The 20,313-nt window shown below is 47.7% G+C and carries 17 protein-coding genes; 8 read left to right on the top strand and 9 right to left on the bottom strand.

The features are described from left to right. Positions 1-8: 8 nt before the first annotated feature. Positions 9-2,072: a ribonuclease catalytic domain-containing protein gene (locus ACZ5PW_RS14805; RefSeq protein WP_464555084.1), complete on the bottom strand. Its 2,064-nt coding sequence runs from the start codon at positions 2,070-2,072 to the stop codon at positions 9-11. 891 nt (positions 2,073-2,963) lie between these two features. On the opposite strand from ACZ5PW_RS14805, the gene ACZ5PW_RS14800 reads away from it, so the two are divergent. Next, positions 2,964-3,788: a hypothetical protein gene (locus tag ACZ5PW_RS14800; RefSeq protein WP_464555081.1), complete on the top strand. Its 825-nt coding sequence runs from the start codon at positions 2,964-2,966 to the stop codon at positions 3,786-3,788. A gap of 242 nt (positions 3,789-4,030) precedes the next feature. Here the strand turns inward: ACZ5PW_RS14800 and ACZ5PW_RS14795 are convergent, their stop codons facing one another. From ACZ5PW_RS14795 to ACZ5PW_RS14785, 3 genes are all read right to left on the bottom strand, one after another. Next, on the bottom strand, positions 4,031-4,546 hold the full coding sequence (locus ACZ5PW_RS14795) for a carboxymuconolactone decarboxylase family protein (RefSeq protein WP_464555078.1): 516 nt from the start codon (positions 4,544-4,546) through the stop codon (positions 4,031-4,033). An 87-nt stretch (positions 4,547-4,633) separates the two neighbouring features. Further along, the gene (locus ACZ5PW_RS14790) at positions 4,634-5,212 is read right to left on the bottom strand and encodes a TetR/AcrR family transcriptional regulator (protein WP_464555075.1); all 579 of its coding nucleotides are present in this window, start codon (positions 5,210-5,212) and stop codon (positions 4,634-4,636) included. Positions 5,213-5,369: 157 nt separating this feature from the next. Further along, a complete protein-coding gene (locus tag ACZ5PW_RS14785; protein ID WP_464555072.1) occupies positions 5,370-6,644 on the bottom strand; it encodes an IMP cyclohydrolase in 1,275 nt (424 codons plus the stop codon). A 181-nt stretch (positions 6,645-6,825) separates the two neighbouring features. On the opposite strand from ACZ5PW_RS14785, the gene ACZ5PW_RS14780 reads away from it, so the two are divergent. Further along, positions 6,826-7,197, top strand: a complete 372-nt coding sequence (locus ACZ5PW_RS14780) for a hypothetical protein (RefSeq protein WP_464555069.1) — start codon at positions 6,826-6,828, stop codon at positions 7,195-7,197. Here the strand turns inward: ACZ5PW_RS14780 and ACZ5PW_RS14775 are convergent. After that, positions 7,138-8,481, bottom strand: coding sequence for an MltF family protein (locus ACZ5PW_RS14775; RefSeq protein ID WP_464555068.1), 1,344 nt, complete (start codon positions 8,479-8,481; stop codon positions 7,138-7,140). The genes ACZ5PW_RS14780 and ACZ5PW_RS14775 overlap by 60 nt on opposite strands. Before the next feature lie 357 nt (positions 8,482-8,838). On the opposite strand from ACZ5PW_RS14775, the gene ACZ5PW_RS14770 reads away from it, so the two are divergent. The 3 genes from ACZ5PW_RS14770 (at position 8,839) to ACZ5PW_RS14760 (ending at position 12,211) form a co-directional block, all read left to right on the top strand. Beyond that, complete coding sequence (locus ACZ5PW_RS14770; protein WP_464555065.1) at positions 8,839-10,119, top strand: adenylosuccinate synthase; 1,281 nt, start codon at positions 8,839-8,841, stop codon at positions 10,117-10,119. 644 nt (positions 10,120-10,763) lie between these two features. Continuing rightward, positions 10,764-11,627, top strand: a complete 864-nt coding sequence (locus tag ACZ5PW_RS14765; RefSeq protein ID WP_464555064.1) for a DNA polymerase III subunit delta' — start codon at positions 10,764-10,766, stop codon at positions 11,625-11,627. A 266-nt stretch (positions 11,628-11,893) separates the two neighbouring features. Further along, entirely contained in the window at positions 11,894-12,211 is a 318-nt protein-coding gene (locus ACZ5PW_RS14760) for a hypothetical protein (protein WP_464555062.1), read from the top strand. A 42-nt stretch (positions 12,212-12,253) separates the two neighbouring features. On the opposite strand, the gene ACZ5PW_RS14755 is transcribed toward ACZ5PW_RS14760, so the two are convergent. Together ACZ5PW_RS14755 and ACZ5PW_RS14750 are read right to left on the bottom strand one after the other, a co-directional pair. Next, on the bottom strand, positions 12,254-12,568 hold the full coding sequence (locus ACZ5PW_RS14755) for a hypothetical protein (protein ID WP_464555058.1): 315 nt from the start codon (positions 12,566-12,568) through the stop codon (positions 12,254-12,256). A gap of 260 nt (positions 12,569-12,828) precedes the next feature. Further along, positions 12,829-13,725: a YitT family protein gene (locus ACZ5PW_RS14750; protein ID WP_464555055.1), complete on the bottom strand. Its 897-nt coding sequence runs from the start codon at positions 13,723-13,725 to the stop codon at positions 12,829-12,831. A gap of 252 nt (positions 13,726-13,977) precedes the next feature. Between ACZ5PW_RS14750 and mgtA the strand changes: the two genes are divergently transcribed. Then, positions 13,978-16,506: a magnesium-translocating P-type ATPase gene (gene mgtA, locus ACZ5PW_RS14745; RefSeq protein WP_464555052.1), complete on the top strand. Its 2,529-nt coding sequence runs from the start codon at positions 13,978-13,980 to the stop codon at positions 16,504-16,506. A gap of 7 nt (positions 16,507-16,513) precedes the next feature. On the opposite strand, the gene ACZ5PW_RS14740 is transcribed toward mgtA, so the two are convergent. Together ACZ5PW_RS14740 and ACZ5PW_RS14735 are read right to left on the bottom strand one after the other, a co-directional pair. Continuing rightward, positions 16,514-17,335 carry a substrate-binding periplasmic protein gene (locus ACZ5PW_RS14740; RefSeq protein WP_464555048.1) on the bottom strand — a complete coding sequence of 274 codons (822 nt, stop codon included), beginning with the start codon at positions 17,333-17,335 and terminating at the stop codon, positions 16,514-16,516. A 138-nt stretch (positions 17,336-17,473) separates the two neighbouring features. Further along, complete coding sequence (locus ACZ5PW_RS14735) at positions 17,474-18,277, bottom strand: substrate-binding periplasmic protein (RefSeq protein ID WP_464555046.1); 804 nt, start codon at positions 18,275-18,277, stop codon at positions 17,474-17,476. Positions 18,278-18,511: 234 nt separating this feature from the next. On the opposite strand from ACZ5PW_RS14735, the gene ACZ5PW_RS14730 reads away from it, so the two are divergent. Both ACZ5PW_RS14730 and ACZ5PW_RS14725 read left to right on the top strand, forming a co-directional pair. Beyond that, entirely contained in the window at positions 18,512-19,480 is a 969-nt protein-coding gene (locus ACZ5PW_RS14730; RefSeq protein ID WP_464555044.1) for a GlxA family transcriptional regulator, read from the top strand. Beyond that, positions 19,473-20,075: a DJ-1/PfpI family protein gene (locus ACZ5PW_RS14725; RefSeq protein ID WP_464555042.1), complete on the top strand. Its 603-nt coding sequence runs from the start codon at positions 19,473-19,475 to the stop codon at positions 20,073-20,075. The genes ACZ5PW_RS14730 and ACZ5PW_RS14725 overlap by 8 nt, the downstream gene beginning before the upstream one ends. Positions 20,076-20,313 lie beyond the last annotated feature (238 nt).

The raw sequence follows: 20,313 nt of genomic DNA, 5'->3' as shown, positions 1-20,313 counted from the left end.
AGACCCGGCTATTCCTCAAGAGCCTCCGCGACCCGCAGTTCGTTTGTAAGTGGATCAATCCGGTTGAAGCGGATCTGGAACATCTGTCCGGGATAAAGCTTCTCGCCGAGCATGGGCTTGGGAACACGCACGTTGATCTGTATATCGGGCATGGCCAGAGTCGCGAGCGGGCCGCTGGCGTCCACCAGTACGGAATGCTGCCACTTCTTTTTGTTCTGAAGCAGGTAAAGCAGCTTCCAGTAGCGAGGCCTGAACCGCTGAATCTTCAGCACCGACTGCAAGCGCAGCTGCAGTGAGTCTGCAAGCTCCTTGAGTTCGGCGACATCCCACCGGGGCTGTCCTTCAATCAGGAAATGGCTGAGCTGGGCCATGTTCAGAAAATCAGCGTAGCGTCTCAGGGGTGATGTTATGGGACTGTAGCCCTTAACAGCAAGCGTAGCGTGTTTTTTGGGCTGGGTGTCCATCTGGGGCGGAGTCATCTGCCGGACCCGTTCATATATTTCATGCGGCTCGGTTACTATGCCGCTGAGATCGGAAGGAAGCACGATATCCTGTGTGCGGTAAAGCAGGGGGAAGTCGTTCTCCCCGGCAAAACGGCCCAGGCCGGAGTTGGCCAGAATCATGAATTCACTGATGATCTGGTCGGCCCGGGTGGTCTTTTCCTTCTCACTCATCACCACTTTGGCCTGCTGGGGCCAGTTCTCAAGGGAAATTTCAGGCTCTGGTCTGCGGATAACAACAGCGCCTTCCTTGATACGGTTGGCCAGAAGCTTTTCGGAAAGTTCGAAAGCCAGCGCCATCTCATCGTCCGTGCCGTCTTCAAGCATCTGCTCAACTGCGAGATAAGTGGAGTTGTCTGTTATTTTCACCCAGCCGTTATGCGGGATAATTGAATCGGGATTGCCGCAGGAATCCAGCTCGAAGGTCGTGATCAGAGCTGGGCGGACTTCGCCGGAAAAAAGGCTGAACGCGCCTATCCCGAGGGCTTCGGGGAGCATGTGGCTGGTTCCTTCAGGCAGATAGATGCTTGTGCCGCGGTTCATGACTGCATGGTCCAGCGGGGAGCCGAATTCCCAGTCCATGCAGGGCCGTGCAAGGGCAATGGTCAGTGTATAACCGCCGTCTTCACGCTTTTTGAGATTAAAAGCATCATCAATGTCTTTGGTAGTGGCGGAGTCAATGCTGCGCATGGGAAGCGGATGGGGATCGCCCGCCTTTTCCTCCACGGAGCGGATGAGCTTTTCAATGGCTTCCCGGTGCTCTTCAGCCCATGAGTCGTCAAAAGAGTAATCAGCCTCATCAAGCAGAAAGTTGTGGTGGGGGTAAAGGATGCCCCAGCCCTGAGCCAGCAGAAGGGCAAGGTGCGGATGATCCGGAAGACCTTTTTTAAGTACTGTCCACATCTTGTTGGATTTTTCGTCCCCGTTACCGGAAATCCGCTCCATGAGCAGTTTTTTCAGGCCGTCCTTGACGTCTTCGGGCATGTCCGGGATGCGGTCGGCAGTTATCTGTGCCCCCTGTTCGCGGGCAGTCCAGATGTTTTTGAAAAGCTCCTGCCCGGCACTGAGAATTTCTTCGTAGGCTTTTTCTTCAGCCTGCTGCCTGAGGCGGGCTTCAACCTTCTCAGCGGTATAGATGATAAATTCGGGCTGCTGATATTTGAAATGGGTCTTGGCGGCGATCATAGCCCTGCCGAGCGCTGAAATCCTGTCGGGGTCCGGATCTTCCCAGATCAGCCCAGCAAACCACTCAAGGGGGGCTTTTTCCAGTTCTCCCTGAGACAGTTCCCAGATTTCCATGGTATCCAGACCTGCCTGAAGTTCACCCCTTTTTTCCTGATGGGTGACCATGTAATCAAGCATTTCCTGCCGTGTGGCTTCGGCGGAATATTGTGGTCCCACCCAGGGCAGCACTCGTGCCGCAGGCATTTTCATTTCACGCTTGTTGATGGTGTAGAGCTTGAGTTTGCCGGACTGTTCTTCCATTACAAAAGCAAGCTGCGGCTGGTTGCCGTGCATGAACTCCACAATATTGCCGGGCGCCACATAACGCCCATCCTTGAATAGGGACATGTAAATCCTTTCGGGAAAACACAGTTTCCCGCGCTCCGCCTGTGTCTCCGGCAGAGGGTCTATCTTTAAAAAAATGAAAATCCCGGATGCCGCGACCGACATCCGGGCAATCATTAACATAAATGTCCGATTATTGAAATGAGCTGAAAAGGGCAAAAATTGAAGAATTTATAAAAGTGAATTGGTTTGTAAAAAATAGGCGTATTTGTTGATATATATCTATAACGTTATATGTTGACTTTTTATTTTCAGTATTACAAAGATAAGTATGCGTGTGGTTATTTTGTTTTTATAGCTAGGATAGATTGTGAAAGAAATGAATTTTATTTTCAAATTATTTTTAACTCTTAATACTTCAGTCTTTATTTTAATTATTTATTTAATTAACAAGGATATAAACTTATTAGGAATTTATGTCATTCCTCAACCAGAAATGATTGGAGACTGGTGGTATAACGTCTACGTTTCCCTAGTTAAGCTCGACTATTTTAATTGGTTTGTTTATTTTTTGATACCTCTTTTGTGTTCGTATGTATCGATAAGATTATGTCGATTGCTGAGTTGTGATGAGGTAAAGGATGTGAAGAGTATAGAAATTGCGAGTAGTAATTTCTTAGTTAATTATTTAGCTCTTTTTTTTGTTGCTCTTAGTATAGAAAGTACAGGTCCCCTTATAGTTGTGTTCTGCCTGTCTTCTCTATTGATATTTATATCTACGGAAAATTACTTCAATCCCATGTTTTTGTTGTTTCGCTATAATTTTTACTATTTATATACAAATGAAAATGCCAAAGTACTTCTAATTACTAAAACAAAATTAAAAGCTCCCAATGATTTTCAAAGGATAGAAGCTAGTCGTATCAATGATTTCACATTTATGGAGGTTTGATTATGAATTTTGTGCTTGGAAAAGTGCGTGTATATAAAAAGATTTTAAGCCAAGCCGAAGAAATAATACCTATTTTTGATGATAATCAAATCTCTTCAGTTGAATTTACTAATGATTACAAGCTGGATGAGGAAGAGTGGTTCAAAATTTCAGCTTTTTCTGAAAGTTCTTTTGCGATTGATTTGTGCTCTAGCAGTCATAGCACCGCCAGTCTCATGGAGCTACCTACTAATGAGTTTTGTAAAATAAAAGTGTTAGTAATAAAGCAAAGTAACTCTTTGTATTTTCAACGTATTCTACCTTCTTTGTACATTTCGTCCAAAAAAATATTATGGACAATATCAGGAACTCCTTCGATAGTTGAGCAGCCGGAGCACATCGAAATTAAGAATGTTTCTGACGCTGTGTACCAGTCTTCGACCGACATCCTTTATTTTAAAGATTTAGCTAGAGTTAAACCTATTTTTCCTGGCATAGGAAGCCTACAAAGAGAAGCAACTCAAGCTGAAGTGAATGAATTTATGTCTATAAATGTTATTGAAATGAAAAATAATTATAGTTCGGATAAAGTCGATGTGCCAAATAGAAAGAGGATTACAAGTATTTTAGAAAAATACACAGAGTTGGATGAGAATAAAAAAGAAGTCTTACATGATTATGCAGTGAAGAATTCAGGTGTTGAAGTCGCAGATGGCAAATTTCAATTAACTTCAAATGAAGACTTGAAGAAATTGATATTCGCTTTAGATCAAAGATATTATACTGCTGAAATATATGATGAAAATAGAGTTGCTAATTCTATAAAAGTAATCTCAAAAACTAATTGAACTCATATTTTATGTTTCCATTTTTATAGTCCTAAAGGGCGCCACATAACGCCCATCCTTGAATAGGGACATGTAAATCCTTTCGGGAAAACACAGTTTCCCGCGCTCCGCCTGTGTCTCCGGCAGAGGGTCTATCTTTAAAAAAATGAAAATCCCGGATGCCGCGACCGACATCCGGGCAATCATTAACATAAATGTCCGATTATTGAAATGAGCTGAAAAGGGCAAAATTTATTATTGCGCTATTCAGTGAAAGTTCCTGACAGATTTCCGGCAATAAACATCGCTGAAGCGTGATAGACAGCATCCACAAGATCCTGTTCAGTCCAGCCTTCCGCTTTTAAATCCTCTAGGTCCTTCCTGTTGACCGCTTTAGGATTCTCGATGGAGTCTTTCACAAATTCAAGCAGCATGAGCTCTTTTTTTTCAAAAGCGGAATCTATGGGGGAATTGTTCAGCGACCGGACATCATCACTCTCCATACCCATAGCCGTCAGAAGCCCGGAGTTGAAATCAATGCAGGGCTGAAATCCTTTGAGGCTCGATACAATATAGCGGATGGCGGCAAGCATATGCGGTTCGAGAGTCTCATGGCCTGCAAAGTATTCCAGAATATTTGCATGCCGTTCGAAAAGCTTCGGGCTGGCGGAAGCTATGAGCAGTGGAGCCGGAATGTCAAAAGCTTCAGGAATTTTATCATAAAATTCTTTAACTTTGCTTTGTGCATTTTCACGGGTGCTGTGGTTGACCATGTACATTATCAATCTCCTTTTCCTGCTAGTAGACCAGTCGTCTATAAGTTGGTTAAAAAAATGACCCGAGAGTGAAACGGGTCCAAAATCCAATTATTTCAGAATATGTTCGAAAACAGTGTGCTCAAAATTATCTAGCGGATCTCCGTTTTTGTAGACTTTCATCTGGATCAGCGCTCCCTGCCATGCACCAAGAATGAATCTGGCTGTTATTGCCGGATCAAGCGATTTTGAAATCTGTCCCGAGTCTGCAGCTTCTTTGATCACCGCAGCCAAAGCCCCGGTCATGCCATCGAATATTAGTGTCAGCTCGGACTGCAATTGCTCGGAAAGATCGCCCATTTCCTGCGCAAGATTACCGATGGGACAACCGCGTGACCAGCCCTGTTCTTCGAAGTAGCAACGAAAGAATCCGAAAAACTTACGCAACCTTTGAAGCGGTGGCAGTGTCCCATCACGCAGAAGATGTCCGGAATTCTCAGCAAAACGGCTTGCGAGATACTTGGCAACTTCAACACCAAAAGCTTCCTTGGAATCAAAGTAGTAATAAAAAGATCCCTTGGGAACTCCACTGGCTTTGAGTATCGCCTGAAGCCCGGTATTGCTGAATCCATTTTTGTGGATAAGATCAGCTCCGGTTTCAATTATGTGCAGCTTGGTGTTTTCGCTCATATGGATTTAGAAATAGACCAGTCGTCTAGTAGGGTCAATACGATATTTATCGTAAAAGAGGGCGAAGCCTTAATAAAAGTTTCTGAAGGGGATGGGGTCCGGGGAAGGGGAAACTCTTGCAAGAGTTTCCCCTTCCCCGGCCGCCGGAGGCAAAATCCTAATGCTTGAAAGAACGCTGGCCGGTGAAGACCATGGCGACCTGCGGGGAGGCTTCGTTCACGGCCTGAATTACTTCATGGTCGCGGATGGAGCCGCCGGGCTGAGCTATGGCGGTGATGCCTTGAGCCATGCACAGGTCCACGCCGTCACGGAAGGGGAAGAAGCCGTCTGAAACGAGAACAGACCCTTTGAGTCCGCCTTTTTCAGCTACAGCCTGAGCTTCTATTTCAGCGAGATCTTTAGCAGCCTGCTCGTCCTTGAGGGCTTTGAGCTTCAGTTCGAACAGGGACATCTGGAATTTATCAAAGCAGATACCGTCAGCATACTTGGTGCGGGCCTTGGTGACTGCGAGTTCAACGCAGCCTACACGGTCCTGCTCACCGGTTCCGATGGCGGTGGTAGCACCGTCTTTCGCAAAAATAACGGAGTTGGAAGTAACACCCGCTTCAACCGCCCATGCGAAAAGCATGTCGTCAGCTTCCTGCTTGGTGGGGGTGCGTGCGGAGTAGGTGGAGCCGTCCTTTTCCGCTGTTGCGGGGATGAAATCTTCTGCATCGAGAATACGGTTGCGGAAAGAGAACTGCACAACCATGCCGCCGTCCATGAGCGACTTGATATCGAGGAAAGGCTGCCCGAGGAGCTTCTCAAGATCGTTGATACCGGGGATCTGCAGAATGCGCAGGTTCTTGCGCTTTTTGAGTACATCGAGAACACCGTCTTCGTAAGCGGGAGCTGCAACTACTTCAAAGTATGCGGAGTCCACAACTTCGGCAGCTTCCATGGTCATGGGACGGTTTACAACGATTGCTCCGCCGAAAGCGGCGATACGGTCGGCGTTGAAGGCATTGCGCAGAGCTGTGCCGACGCCTTCTTCGGTCCATGCCGCGCCGCAGGGGTTGTTATGCTTGAGGATAACTGCCGCGGGCTTTGCAGTGAGGTACTGCAGAATGTTGAGGGCGTTGTCCACATCGGTGAGGTTGGTTTTACCGGGATGTTTACCGGCCTGAATCATGTGATCTTCGGTGAGGGCGGAAACAAGTCCCTGACCTTCGCCGCGAAATTTGATTCCGTCATATTCAAGCGCACCTGAGGCAAGCTCGTAAAGTGCCGCGGGCTGATCCGGGTTTTCGCCGTAACGCAGACCTTTGGTCTCGCCGTCGATATCCCAGGTTCTTTTTTTGAAGGTGAGTTTCTGGTCGCCCATTGTGAGGGTCATGTCAGCGGGAAAGGGGTCCTGCTGCAAGGTCTTGTACATCTTTTTAAGATCGCTCATTTTAGTTCTCCGATAAGAGTTTACTGGAAGGTTGATGCGCTCATAGCATAGGCTTTTCCGGTGGGCAATTTTTTAAATTGCGGTATCGGGGACCTTTTTGCTAGGATCATTGCGCCGGAATGGTTAGAAAATTCAACAATATTTTTAACTCTTCCGATTTATCACCACTCAGGGAGAATATATGTCAGAAGGTTATATGGAAAAGGCTCTTTTGAAGCTTGCAAAACAGCTCAACGCCTACGATGAGGCTTCATTGGTCGAATTATGGAATAAATATGAAGCCGAGGTTGCCAACTTTGAGCCCACCCGTAAATGGGAAGAAGCCGCGGTTGTTTTCGGGATGATACAGGCTGTGCGTCTCAAGAACCAGCTTTTTAATTACCACTGGGCCGAATCCTGCGGACCTGAATCCATGTCTCCGCGTCCCGACTTTGTTCCCGGTAAGGGAGAGAATGACCTCTTTGAAGGAGCCCCTAAAAAGGACGGCAAATCATCAGGAACTTCCGGCAAGGGGGGCAAGGTACTTACGCTCAAGCCCCGGAAGGACAGCTAGTCCTTTCATAATATAGTAGTAGTAACGAACACTGTCCACGTAATCCACGGCTTCATACCCTCGTGTGTAGCCGTGGCGTGTTTTCGAATGGTATTTACTGCTGGTGAGCAGGGGGAAAACCTGTTTCAGAGAACGCCATGTCGCGGGATTCTTGCTAATGTATTTAGCGATATCAATGGCATCGTAAACGTGTCCCAGCCCCTGATTGTAAGCGGCAAGGGTAAACAGCCAGCGGTTCCATCCATCCACGTCCCTGTTTTCGAATTTATCCCATAAAAATCTCAGATACCGGGCACCGCCATAGATCGCCTGTTTGGGGTCTAGCCGGCTACTCAGTCCCAGAAGTTCTGCCGTATCCCGGGTTAGCTGCATCAGTCCGCGTACTCCGGTGCGGCTGTGCGCAAGGGGGTCAAAACGGGACTCCTGATACATCACTGCCGTAAGCAGCAGTGGGTCGACTTTATATTTTCGGGCTGCTTTCAGGATGTAGCCGGAGTAGAGCGGAAGCTTCTGCCGGATGTCCTTGCGCAGTGAATAAAGATCATAAAAGTCGGTTTCTTCGGGAATGAACCCGAAGTACATTTCCCTTTTGTCAGCCAGTGTTCCATTGCTGCTGACCATGTGCCAGTAGTCCTCAACGGTCTGGCTCAGACCCTGAACATCTTTGCGCAGGTACCAGCGGTATTCAAGATCGTCACCGAAACTGTCCGTGATGCGCAGCCTGTGCAGAAAGGGCTTGATGGGTTTCAGTGCTCCGGTTTCCACCAGTTGAAAGCGGACGGACTTGTCCTGATTCAGCTTTAACAGGGGGCCGAGATGGGTGGCGTTGTCAGTGGTAAGGAGTTGTGGATTACAGTCGAGATGTTCCTTGAGACCCTCAAAAACTTCAAGAAGGTCTGAGTTTCCGGGAACAAAAACTTCAAGTCCGCAAAGCTCGAAGGGGGTCCGCAGCTCAAAACGGCGGATGTGGTGCAGCATGGTCGGCGGATTCTTCTCATAGACCGGCCCCTTGGCGATGGGTACAGAACGTGGCAGGGAGTCGGGGTTGTATCCGCTGGCGAGCATGATGTCGGCTTCACCGGAGAGCAGTGCGCCAAGTGCTTCCCTGTGTGTAGGGAAGGCTGAGATTTCAATCTCAGATCCGCTGAAAGTCCCGAAGTCGTCAATCAGCTCGCGGTCAAAACCCGGTCCCCAGGGAGAAAGCCGGGGGAAAACTCGTTCAGTTTTGACAGCCGCAACACGTAAAATTTCGGGAAGAGGGATTTCATGTTTGATAAAATACAAGTGGTTAAAAAAAACAAAAATACCTAAATACACAACAATATTGACTAAATGTTGTGAAAAAAGTATCAAAGTCCCCCTCAGAGGGTGATTTAATTTACTTTGATGTATTGACATTTCCCCTAAAGATTTTTTACGCATAAAAACCCGTCTGCCGTGCTTTATGCTAGCATACCCCGTTCATGTGAGGTATCAAAATGATCGGCCGATGAAAAAGGATTTTTATTATGTACGCGTAATGACCCCTTTTTCAATTATATACGTCAGACGCAGTGCCGCTAGCAAGTAATCAAATTACAGAAAAAAATCCCGGTCTTCGGATAAGGCTTGAGGAAATACTGTAGAAGGAGCGCTTTAGCAATGTCTAATACCGTTATTGTTGGAACCCAGTGGGGGGACGAAGGCAAGGGTAAGATCGTCGATATGCTCGCTGAAAAAGCGGGTGCGATTGTTCGTTTTCAGGGTGGAAACAACGCAGGGCATACCCTTGTTGTAGAAGGGGAGCAGTGTATCCTGCACCTCATTCCTTCCGGAGTGCTCCATGAAGGGAAAAAGTGCCTTATCTCAAATGGTGTGGTTCTTGATCCCGAGGTATTCCTCAAGGAGATTGACGGACTGGCCGAAAAAGGTGTCGATGTTTCTCCTGAAAGACTGATGATCTCCAAGAAAACCCAGATCATCATGCCTTATCACAAGCTGATGGATAACTGCCGCGAGTCCATGAAATCCGAAGATAACAAGATCGGAACCACCGGCCGCGGCATCGGTCCCTGTTATGAGGACAAAATGAGCCGCATCGGTGTACGCGCCGCTGACCTCGCCGATCCCGAGCTGCTTCGTGATAAAATTGAAGCAGGGCTTATCGAAAAGAATGTTCTTTTTGAAAAACTTTTTAACGTGGAGCCTCTTGATGCCGAAAAGGTTTATCAGGACATGCTGCCCATCGCCGAACGTGTTGCCCCCTATCTCGCTGATGTTTCCAGCGTGATTCAGGATACAAACAAGGAAGGAAAGGACGTGCTTTTCGAAGGAGCGCAGGGCGTTCATCTCGATATCGATCACGGAACCTATCCTTTTGTTACCTCCTCCAACGTTGTAGCAGGTAACGCTGCCGCCGGTTCCGGATGCGGACCGCGTCAGCTTGAACGCATCATCGGTATCTGCAAGGCGTACACCACCCGTGTCGGTGCCGGACCTTTCCCCACCGAACTTTTTGACGAAGTGGGCGAAACCCTGCAGCAGAACGGTCACGAGTTCGGCGCAACAACCGGACGTAAACGCCGCTGTGGATGGCTTGATATGGTCGTTCTGCGCGAAACCGCGCGTCTCTGTGACCTCACCGAGTTCGCACTGACCAAGCTGGACGTACTTTCCGGCCTCGACGAAATCAAAATCGCCGTAGCCTACAAGTACCGCGGCGAAGAAGTTGCCTATCCTCCCCAGGAGCAGAACGGTATGGCCCACGTGGAACCTGTCTACGAATCCATGCCCGGCTGGAAGGAAGATATCACCAAGGTCTCATCCTACGATGAACTTCCCGAAGCTGCACGCAACTACATCGCGCGCATTGAAGAACTGTCAGGCGTAAAAGTGGGCATCGTATCCGTTGGCCCCGACCGCGCTCAGACTATTGTAAGATAATTTGGATGCCTCCGGCGGCTGGGGAAGGGGAAACTCTTGTAAGAGTTTTCCCTTCCCCAGACCCCTTCCCCTTCAGAACTTTTTATTAAAGCTTCGCTGCTGGGGACTTCTAAGAGTACATAATTTATTATATTTTTCTTTCCCTCGTAATTTCTGGCGCGGGATTGATTTTCCGGCTTCGAATCTGTTCTGTGAATAACTGGCGGGTTGCGAAGCTTTATTTTTTCGAATAATTTCTCAAAGTAATTGAAATTATATTTACCCAGACTTTACCGTTCCCGTTGTCGAAGACTTGTTAAAACGTCTTTTGGAGAGAGGGGATGGTGTAATCACCTTTGCAGAAATTTATTTTCTCAAAGTAATTTGAAATTATATTTACCCAGACTTTACCGTCCCCGTTGTCGAAGACTAAGTAAAACGTCTTTTGAAGAGAGTGGATGGTGTAATCACCTTTGCAGAAATTTATTTTCTCAAAGTAATTTGAAATTATATTTACCCAGACTTTACCGTTCCCGTTGTCGAAGACTTGTTAAAACGTCTTTTGGAGAGAGGGGAAGGGGAGTCCAGAGGGGAAGGGGAGAGTCCCTTTTTGGGCGTTAGCAAAAGGGTCTCTCCCCTTCCCCTCTGGCCGCCGGAGGCACAAAGTGTTCACTAGTATCAGAGAAACAGTAGACAGACAGAGTCTGGTTATACCGAGATTTGCTAAGCTTGCTTCCAAGCCGCCGCAGTGCCTGCTTATTGAGGGCGGCAGTGCGGAAGAGCGTCTGGACATGGCCCGTTACTGGGCCTGTGTGCTTAATTGTGAGCAGGGTCAGGACCCTTGCGGCAGTTGCCAGTCCTGTGTCCAGATTGCTGAGAATGCTTTTAATGATTTCCTGCTCATTGACCGTGAAGAGGACGAGAAGACTGGCAAGCTCAAGCAGGACATTTCCATCGAATCTATCAGAGAGCTTCTTCCTGTGTGGGGCCAGCCGCCGAATGGTGGCGGAACCCGTGTTACCGTTGTAGTGGAAGCCCAGAACCTGAATGGCAACTCCGCCAACGCCCTGCTGAAGACTCTTGAAGAACCGCGCCCGGGTAACGTATTTGTTCTGACTGCCCCGCAACGTGAAAGACTGCTGGAAACATTGGTCTCACGCAGCTGGGTGGTAACTCTTGCATGGCCTACTGATGCTGAAAATTCTCAGGAAGTGGCGGACTGGGTTGACGGCATGTTGAGATTCTGGCGTTCGGGGCAGGGCTGGTTTGAAAGGACATCCGCGAAAGGTGCCCTAGATAAGGAATTGGGCCTGAAAGTGGTGAACGGCTGCCAGCGAGAGCTCAAAAACGCGCTACTGAATCCACGATCCACACGCGCGGCAGACACTCTGTCCGGCCTGTTCGATCCAAAAGGATTGCGCCGCCTTGACCTTGTACTTGGTAAGGCGCAGGAATCACTGAACTATAATGTCAACCCCGCTTTGGTGATGGACTGGGTTGTTACTGCCGCCATGCCCAAGCGTAGGTAGGCGGAGTAACCCACTACTAAGATATTTTTTGATCAGTTCTCATTTAGGAAGACTCAAAACACCCGTGAAGCATTCTCTGCTTCACGGGTGTTTTTTTATGTGATCATACTGTTTCATTCTCACATCTGCAGGTTTGATAATGGTGCATAGTTAAAGTTGAATTTTTTTAATCATACTGATGGACTCTGCAATATCAGATGCCTTTTTGAATTGACTTGCCTTGGATTAAATCTATAATACATTGACTTTAATGTGAGGTGCTTATTTTGGAAATTGAAATATTGCTCGGGTTCTCGTTACTCGGCCTGTCACTCTATGCTGTTTCATATCTGGGTAGGAAAAAAGCCAGGCTTCCTGTCTGCAGTTGCTACGCTAATGGTAAAAGTGCTACCCGGCTTTCATCTACGCTTCACAGTTGCTACACTGACGAATCCATTTCTTTTTATATCTGCCAGTGTCAGGTCTGCGGAGGGGTGACCGGGCATCCGCTACCTCAGTTCAATCATTTTATGTCCCATGCCGATTCCGCTGAAATTGATCAGCTTATGGATAAATTCTACTCATCGATGCAGACCCCGCTTTAAATACGGCCCGCCCTGAATCAGAAACGGGCCGGAACTCTGTCCTTACTTCATGCCCCGTTTAGATGCTTTGAGCGGGTTCATCATTTTGCCTTTCGAAGCTGTGGTGGTCTTGATCAGATGCCTGTTCTCTTCAAACAATTCCGCCACATCAAAGCCTTTTTCATCCAGCAGCAGCCATACTTCCTGACGGCTGACACCATACCTGTTGATATCTGCGTGTTTTTTATCCACCCTGTGTTTATCTGTCAGGTAGATTCCCTTGTTATCAATAGCCATAAGCCTGTTTTCCCCGTCCATTTCCACTTCCTGAATGATCATGTCAGAGGTGGTTCCGAATCTGTTGATTCCGTCCAGCATAATGTGCTCCGTTAAATTTTATCTGGTTAATGCCTGAAAGGGCAGCATGCACCAGTGATAATCAATCTGTTTTGCTATCCCTTTTTTATATTACTGTGTTTATGTTGCGAAAACGAAATTCATTTTCAATTAATACTGAAGAATCAGGATGTCAACGTCATAAAACATTAACGTCCAGATAAGATGTCTGGCTAAAGAAAAAGGACGCACCTTTATATTTTAAAGGGCGTCCTTTTAGGGGGATGCGGGATTGATTGATATTAATAAACTTTTCTTCGTGAAAAACTGGAACCGATCACGGCGAACGTGTTTTCAACGATGAAGAGCACTTTGTCATCATGGCGGAAGGCAATTTCTTCGAGACGTTTAAGCTGAATGTTGTTGACTACGGTCATAAGGATGTTTTTGTCCTCACGAAGGTAGGCTCCCTGTCCCTTGATAAAGGTCGCACTCTGTTTGAGTTCATGCAGGATGTCGTGACAGATCATCTCGGCGTTATTCGAAATGATGAAGACTACTTTTCTCTGGTTGAACATGGAAAGCGTCTGCTCAACAACCTGCGCCGATATGTAGACGAGTATGAGAGAAGCAATGATTATATCGAGCGAAAGTTCAAGCAAACTGAAGCTGAACAAGGTGGCGTTGAATATAAGGTATACTTTGCCGATGCCGATATTGAAACGTTGGAAAAGGTAAACAGCAAGCACGTCCAGACCGCCGTTAGATCCCAGTGTCCTGAGCACAGTGCCGGCTCCGAAACCAAGCATAGCGCCGCAGGCTACCGCGGCATACAGATGGTTATGCACGGGCATGGGGATAGTCAGCAGTTCGTAAGCAAGGGTGGCAATTATTGTTGAGTACAGACTGTACCAGAAAAATCTCCTGCTTACGTGTACCCATGCGAAAACAAACAACGGTATACTGAGGATCATATAAAGCCAACCCGGCGAAAGTATATTCAGCTTGTAATAGACCAGGGAGGCGAGTCCGAAAATTCCACCCGCAAGGAACTCGTGGGGCACAGCGAGACTTTTCACCGCGATCGAGCATATTGTCGACCCGATAGTGATCAAAAGAAGGTTCCACCAGATAGAGTAGGTGAAATCGAAATTTATTGATGTTCCTTTACCAAGAACGGACTTGACTGGTTCGAGCATTTTTATCTTCGTGGTTTTGGGTTCAAGAAAAAACAGCTACGGACTAACAGGGATGGGCTTATGGTTCAAGCTCTAAAACCAATAGTATCAAATAAGTTATATCTGATTGATTTAATGTGATTTAAAGGTGTTTGTAACCCTCGTTTAACGCTTCTGTATCTTCTTTGTCGGGTATTTATCTGCAAATTGTTCCATTATTATCATAATGGAATTGATAACTGTAGTCATCTTTCAATCTGAGAAGGAGCGGATATGGACCCTTTGAGCAGATACTTCTGGAGCAAGGATGTCGATTCGGTGCTTGCGGAACTCAGCACCTGTACAGACGGTCTGATTGATGTCGAGGCCGGACAACGGCTTGAAAAATTCGGTCCCAATACTCTCAGGGAGACAAAAAGCCACGGCACAATGAGCCTTCTCATAGCTCAATTCAAAAGTCCCATCATCATAATTCTTATTTGTGCCGCTCTTTTATCCGTGGCCCTTGGCGACAGCACTGACGCGATCATAATCATGGCCATCATTCTGGTCAGCGGGCTTCTCGGCTTCTGGCAGGAGAAGGGGGCTGCGGGCGCGGTCGAATCGCTCCTTGAAGCAGTGGAAACCAAGGCTGAAGTCCTCAGGGGGGGACAGCACATGCAGGTTCCCGTGGACGAGGTTGTCCCGGGAGATGTGATCAAACTTCATGCGGGTAAAGGCATCCCCGGTGACTGCCGTATAATCGAGTCCCGTGACCTTTTTGTGAACGAGGCCGCTCTGACCGGGGAAACGTTTCCGGTGGAAAAGGAAAACAGCATATGTGAAAAGGACACACCACTGGCAGGCAGGATCAACACGCTTTTCATGGGAACCCATGTGGTCAGCGGCAAAGGCAAGGCTGTTGTCGCCGCCACCGGACTGGATACAGAGTTCGGTAAAATATCTAAACGCTTGAAGCTGCGTCCCGCAGAAACGGAGTTCGAGCGCGGAATCCGCAGATTCGGCTACCTGCTGATGGAAGTCACCCTTGTGCTGGTAGTGATCATTTTTGCGTTGAACGTTATTTTCCACAAACCAATTCTGGACTCCCTTCTTTTCTCACTCGCCCTCGCGGTGGGGCTTACCCCTCAACTGCTTCCCGCAATCATCAGTGTGAACCTTGCCAACGGTGCGAGACTTATGGCCGATCACAAGGTCATTGTGCGGCGTCTGTCATCCATCGAGAATTTCGGGAGCATGAATGTATTGTGCTCGGATAAAACAGGAACACTCACAGACGGAACGGTGCGGTTGAAGGGAGCGTATTCAATCAGCGGACAGGAGAATAAGGATGTACTGCGCCTTGCTTACTTGAATTCAAGTCTGGAAACCGGATATCCTAGCCCCATAGACGAGGCTATCCGGGTAAGCGGGGAATTCAATATTTCGGAATACGTCAAGACCGATGAGATACCTTACGACTTTATCCGTAAACGCCTTTCCGTGCTGGTCAGGAAGAACGGCGAAGATGGTTCAATGCTGATTTCAAAAGGCGCGTTGAGCAATATCCTCGACTGCTGCGCGAAAGCCTTGACTGCTGACGGCAGGAAAGTGGATGTCTCCGAAGTGAGGACTGAGGTCCAGGACAAGTTTGAGGAGTTCAGCTCTCAGGGGTTCAGGGTTCTGGGGGTGGCTACCAGAGATTTTCCCGCCGATGCGGAGGTCGGTAAGGATGATGAACAGGAGATGACTTTCCGGGGCTTTCTCGCTTTCTGGGACCCGCCCAAAAAGGGTATAGTGGAGACTGTCGCCAAGCTCGGGGCCATGGGGGTTTCCCTCAAGGTAATCACCGGGGATAACAGGCATATCGCGGCAAAGGTGGGCCATGAAATTGGTCTAAGAAATCCTGTTATTCTTACCGGAACCGAGATCAACCACATGCATGATGACGCGCTGGTCCGCAAGGTTCGCGAGGTGGATGTGTTCGCCGAGATTGAGCCTAACCAGAAAGAGGATATCGTACTTGCGCTCAAACAGGCCGGAGACGTGGTCGGCTACATGGGGGACGGCATCAATGATGCTTCTGCGCTGCGTGCCGCTGACGTGGGGATATCTGTTGACAGCGCGGTTGATGTAGCCAAGGAAACCGCTGATATTGTCCTGCTTGAAAAGGATCTCGCGGTTCTTGAACACGGTGTCATAGAAGGCCGGAAGACTTTTGCCAACACGCTGAAATACGTTTTCATGGCCACAAGTGCCAATTTCGGAAATATGTTTTCCATGGCCGGAGCAAGCCTGTTTCTTTCATTTCTGCCGCTGCTGCCCAAGCAGGTGCTGCTGACCAACCTTTTCACCGACCTGCCTGAAATGACCATTGCCACAGATAACGTGGATAACGACTACATTGACCGGCCCCGCCGCTGGGATATCTCTTTCATCAAAAAATTCATGATCGTATTCGGGCTGGTCAGCTCTGTGTTCGACTATCTGACCTTCGGGGTGCTGCTTTATATTCTGAATGCTTCACCGGAAGAGTTCAGGACAGGGTGGTTTCTGGAATCTATAGTTTCCGCGACACTCATTGTACTGGTGATCAGAACAAGATTGCCGTTTTACAGGAGCAGACCCGGCAGACACCTGATTCTGGCAACACTTGCGGTGGTTGGGCTTGTTCACCTGATTCCGTTCAGTCCGCTGGCCGGAGTGATGGGATTCAAGCCCTTGTCCTTCACTTTTCTGGCGGCCATGTGGGGAATTGTCGGTCTGTATGTCCTCGGTGCGGAATATGCCAAAAAGAAATTCTATGAAAAGGTGGGCGGATAGGGACGGATCATTTTTCGGGAGATTCGCCTGCAGCAGGGCGTTCTTCAAGGTTTCCGACAAGCTCAAGGATAACCTTGTTGATTCTTTGGATGACTTCCGGGGCTACTGATTTGGAAAAGATCAGGTATCTTTTGTTCCCTTTGGGGATGTCATCAAAGGAGATATGGGTAAAATTGTCCTGCTTGAATCCTGATTTTTGTATTAGAGGCTGCATCTCTTCCGGAGCAAGGATGACTCCGTCAACCCGTCCCGCCATAAGCATCCTTATCATCTGGATTTTGGTACCGGATATTTTTGTTACGTTTTCAGGGTGCTGTTTAAGTATCGGTTCCATGTAAGGTCCGGCAGAATGGCCCTTAAGATGTCCAATCTTGTAATTAGTGTTTTCCAGCAGAGATGCTATTGTGGAAAAATCTGAAAATTTATGGCGGTCTTTGAATCGTACAAGAAGGCCTATAGGTTTATTGATGTAAATCGGCAGTGAGAAGTTAGCGAATTTTTCTCTTTCCTTGTTTTTGAACCACCCGACCGAGGCATAGTTTTCAAGATATTTGAGATTGAGGAGGATTCTCGGGGCCGGAACTTTTAAATAATTGTACTCAACCCCGGCTTTATTGAATATTCTGTTTGTTAGTTCAATCAATGTGCCGTTGGCGGTTCCATTTTCAGTTGTGAATGAATGGGGCGGGAAATCAACATATCCGACATCAAGTTTGTAGGCATAGCTATTCGAAATAAAGATGATTTTGAAGGCAGCGAGTAGAGCAAGACTGAAAATAAATATTACTGCTACTCTTGATCTGTTGTTTCGAATTGATTTGTTAGGCATAGGACTGACAACCGGATTCTGGTGATTTTTGAAAATTATTCATATCCCAGTATGACACCTGTGGCGGTTTAAGTCTATTGGAGTTGTGTTTTGCTTTGCCATTTAATAATTCTTCAGCGGTAATGCCCGAATAATCAGTTAATTAGGGGCGTTTTCTTCGCGAACTTCATTTATCGCTTTATTTATCCTTCCAATGGTTTCATCCGAAACATTTTTTGAAAACATAAGGTAGCGCTTGTTGCCGACCGGAATATCATCAAGTGATCTGAAGATGTATTTGTCAGGGATGCAGCCGCATTTTTCAATAATCATGCGTACTTCTTCCGGAGCCAGCAGGCAGAAGTCGAAACGTCCGGCCTTTAACATCTTGACCAGCTGTTCCTGCTTTCCGGAAATATAACTGGTGTTGGCCGGAGAGCCTGAAATGAGCGAATCAATGTATTTTCCTTCCGAATGCCCTGAAATTAACCCCACCTTTAGTGACGTTTTCTGCAAGATATCCCGCAAGGTGTTGTAGTCCTTGAACTTGCGTTCATCTTTTTTCCGAAATAGAATTCCGATAGGTTTATTTTGATAAATCGGAATGGAGAATTTTGCGAAATTTTCACGAGCTGCAGTTTTGAACCATCCTATCGAGGCAATCTGGTGTCCATTTCTGATTCTGTACAGGATTCTTTTTGACGGCATGGAAATATATTTACAATTGACCCCGGCTTTCTTCATTACTTTTTCAGTCAGATCGAGAAGTAAGCCGGAAGGTCTGCCCTCGCATGTAAAATAGTAGGGTGGATATTCAATGTATTCGACACGCAAGGTTTTTGCGTAGGATTTATGGGCACAGGAAGTCAGAAAAATAAAAACGATGCAGGAGATCAGCAGCGGCAGGTTGATTTTTTGTAAAATGGTGATCTTATGTGTCACTTTCTTGCCTGCTTCATCCATCCGGTTACTCCAATCTTTAGGGTCGCTACAAATTCACAATCGTTATTGTTGTTTTTGCGTTACACAGTTGTCTGGAAATGTCTACAAATTAACGTACAGCTTTGTATTTCATGAATATTAAACATGTTGCAGGTTGTTGTCATAAAACTCGCCTTTGTTCCTGGCGTAAAATGCTTGTTTTTTGTCATTGCTGCCAAATCTGTATTCACTTAATCTTCAGTCATGAAGAAGCAGGTGGAATTTTATCTTTATGACGGTGTTGTCTCTCTTGATGTAAGCGGTCCTCTTGAAGTTTTTTATGCAGCAACGACTCTGCTGCACAACGGGGGGAGGACTGGGCACGGCTATGATGCTATTTTTTCCTCTTCGGTCCCTGGTCCGGTCCGGACTTCATCAGGACTGACCATGATTGCCGACTCTCAGGCGGGCAGCCATTCTCCGGATATTTTTGTAGTTCCGGGCGGGCTTGTTGCGGAGTCTGTTTCAGAAGATCCGGCTATACTTGAGACCGTTAAGAAGGCGGCAGCCAGAGCTGAGCGAATCGTTTCAGTGTGCAGCGGGGCGTTCATACTTGCAGCCTGCGGTCTGTTGGACGGCAGGAAGGTTACTACCCACTGGCTTGTGTCTGATCGTCTGGCCCGCCGTTACAGCTCACTTAAAGTGGATCCTGACGCAATTTATATTCAGGACGGTAATATCTCCACTAGCGGCGGGGTTACAGCGGGGATTGATCTGGCGCTGGCGATTGTCGAGGACGATTTCGGTCCCGAGCTGGCCATGGAGGTGGCCCGGATGCTTCTTCTTTACCGCAGACGGCCCGGAAACCAGAGCCAGTTCAGCGCTCCTCTTGCCATGCAGATGCGTTCGGGCAGCAGATTTTCCGGTCTCATTCATTGGATGGAGCAGAATCTTGACCGGAAGCTCACCGTGGATGAACTGGCAGAGCAGGCCAATATGAGCCCGCGTACTTTTTCACGAATTTTTCCGTCGGAAACGGGGTTCAGCCCCAGCCGTTTTGTTGAGCAATTGAGGATCGATCGTGCGCGCGAACTGATCGAATCCGGTGCTGATTCGCTTGATACGGTGGCACAGGAATCCGGCTTCGGCCGGGAGGAGAGGCTGCGCCGGGCTTTTCAGAGAAGGCTCGGAGTCAGTCCTGCCCAGTACCGGGCGCATTTCATAAATGGAGATAATCATGACTAAACAGATGACTTACGGAATATACATATATGAACAGGTGGCGGAGCTGGACTTCGTGGGACCGCAGCAGGTCTTCGCGGTTTCCAATCAGCTTGCCGGAGGCGGCAGGGTGGTCACCATAAGCCTCGGCACAGAGCCATTGCGGGGCATAGGAGGCTTGAAGATTATTCCCGATTATTCACTGGAAAACGCACCAGAGCTCGATGTGCTGCTCCTTCCGGGAACAGGTGAGGTCGAAAAATATGCCCTTAGCTGTCAGGAGGCCATTGAATGGGTGAAGGCTCAGTATGACAAGGTGGATTACATGACCGCTGTATGCACCGGAGGGCTTATCCTGCAAAAGGCCGGATTGCTCAAGGGGCGCAGGGCCACCACCCACTGGCAGCTTATGGATTACCTGACTAAGGATCCTGAAGTGACTGAGCTGCCCGAGATGCGTTATGTCCGTGATGGAAAGATAGTGACCTCGCAGGGAGTATCTGCGGGGATCGATATGGCCTTGTGGCTGGTGGGACAGATTCACGGTCCCGACCATGCCCGTACGGTTCGCAGGATTCTGCAGTATGATCCTGCTCCGCCATACACGGCTGAAGTGTAGGGAAAAAAGAAACCCCGGCCGGAACTTGCGTTACGGCCGGGGGCTTTTAAGATTTGCTTTAAGATTACTTAGTAACGCGTTTCAACCAAGTTAGCGGTTATTTCCAAATTGCTTTTGTACTTGCGCGTTCCAACCATGATTAGCGGTTGTTTTATCAGTTTTTTATACTAACGCGCCTTAACCGTTTGATTGTTTGTTACAAGTTGACCTTGCTACGAATTCTTGCCGTTCAAGAGGG

It is taken from the genome of Maridesulfovibrio salinus (genome assembly GCF_055394525.1).
This window is presented reverse-complemented; position numbering and strand designations above follow the sequence as displayed.

What these genes read in the sequence shown, in the direction of transcription:
- ACZ5PW_RS14770 (WP_464555065.1), top strand. Translation starts at nt 8,839, where the DNA reads ATGTCTAATACCGTTATTGTTGGAACCCAGTGGGGGGACGAAGGCAAG.
- ACZ5PW_RS14795 (WP_464555078.1), bottom strand. Translation starts at nt 4,546, where the DNA reads ATGTACATGGTCAACCACAGCACCCGTGAAAATGCACAAAGCAAAGTT.
- ACZ5PW_RS14740 (WP_464555048.1), bottom strand. Translation starts at nt 17,335, where the DNA reads ATGCCTAACAAATCAATTCGAAACAACAGATCAAGAGTAGCAGTAATA.
- ACZ5PW_RS14735 (WP_464555046.1), bottom strand. Translation starts at nt 18,277, where the DNA reads ATGGATGAAGCAGGCAAGAAAGTGACACATAAGATCACCATTTTACAA.
- ACZ5PW_RS14750 (WP_464555055.1), bottom strand. Translation starts at nt 13,725, where the DNA reads ATGCTCGAACCAGTCAAGTCCGTTCTTGGTAAAGGAACATCAATAAAT.
- ACZ5PW_RS14755 (WP_464555058.1), bottom strand. Translation starts at nt 12,568, where the DNA reads ATGCTGGACGGAATCAACAGATTCGGAACCACCTCTGACATGATCATT.
- ACZ5PW_RS14805 (WP_464555084.1), bottom strand. Translation starts at nt 2,072, where the DNA reads ATGTCCCTATTCAAGGATGGGCGTTATGTGGCGCCCGGCAATATTGTG.
- ACZ5PW_RS14725 (WP_464555042.1), top strand. Translation starts at nt 19,473, where the DNA reads ATGACTAAACAGATGACTTACGGAATATACATATATGAACAGGTGGCG.
- mgtA (WP_464555052.1), top strand. Translation starts at nt 13,978, where the DNA reads ATGGACCCTTTGAGCAGATACTTCTGGAGCAAGGATGTCGATTCGGTG.
- ACZ5PW_RS14790 (WP_464555075.1), bottom strand. Translation starts at nt 5,212, where the DNA reads ATGAGCGAAAACACCAAGCTGCACATAATTGAAACCGGAGCTGATCTT.
- ACZ5PW_RS14780 (WP_464555069.1), top strand. Translation starts at nt 6,826, where the DNA reads ATGTCAGAAGGTTATATGGAAAAGGCTCTTTTGAAGCTTGCAAAACAG.
- ACZ5PW_RS14800 (WP_464555081.1), top strand. Translation starts at nt 2,964, where the DNA reads ATGAATTTTGTGCTTGGAAAAGTGCGTGTATATAAAAAGATTTTAAGC.
- ACZ5PW_RS14785 (WP_464555072.1), bottom strand. Translation starts at nt 6,644, where the DNA reads ATGAGCGATCTTAAAAAGATGTACAAGACCTTGCAGCAGGACCCCTTT.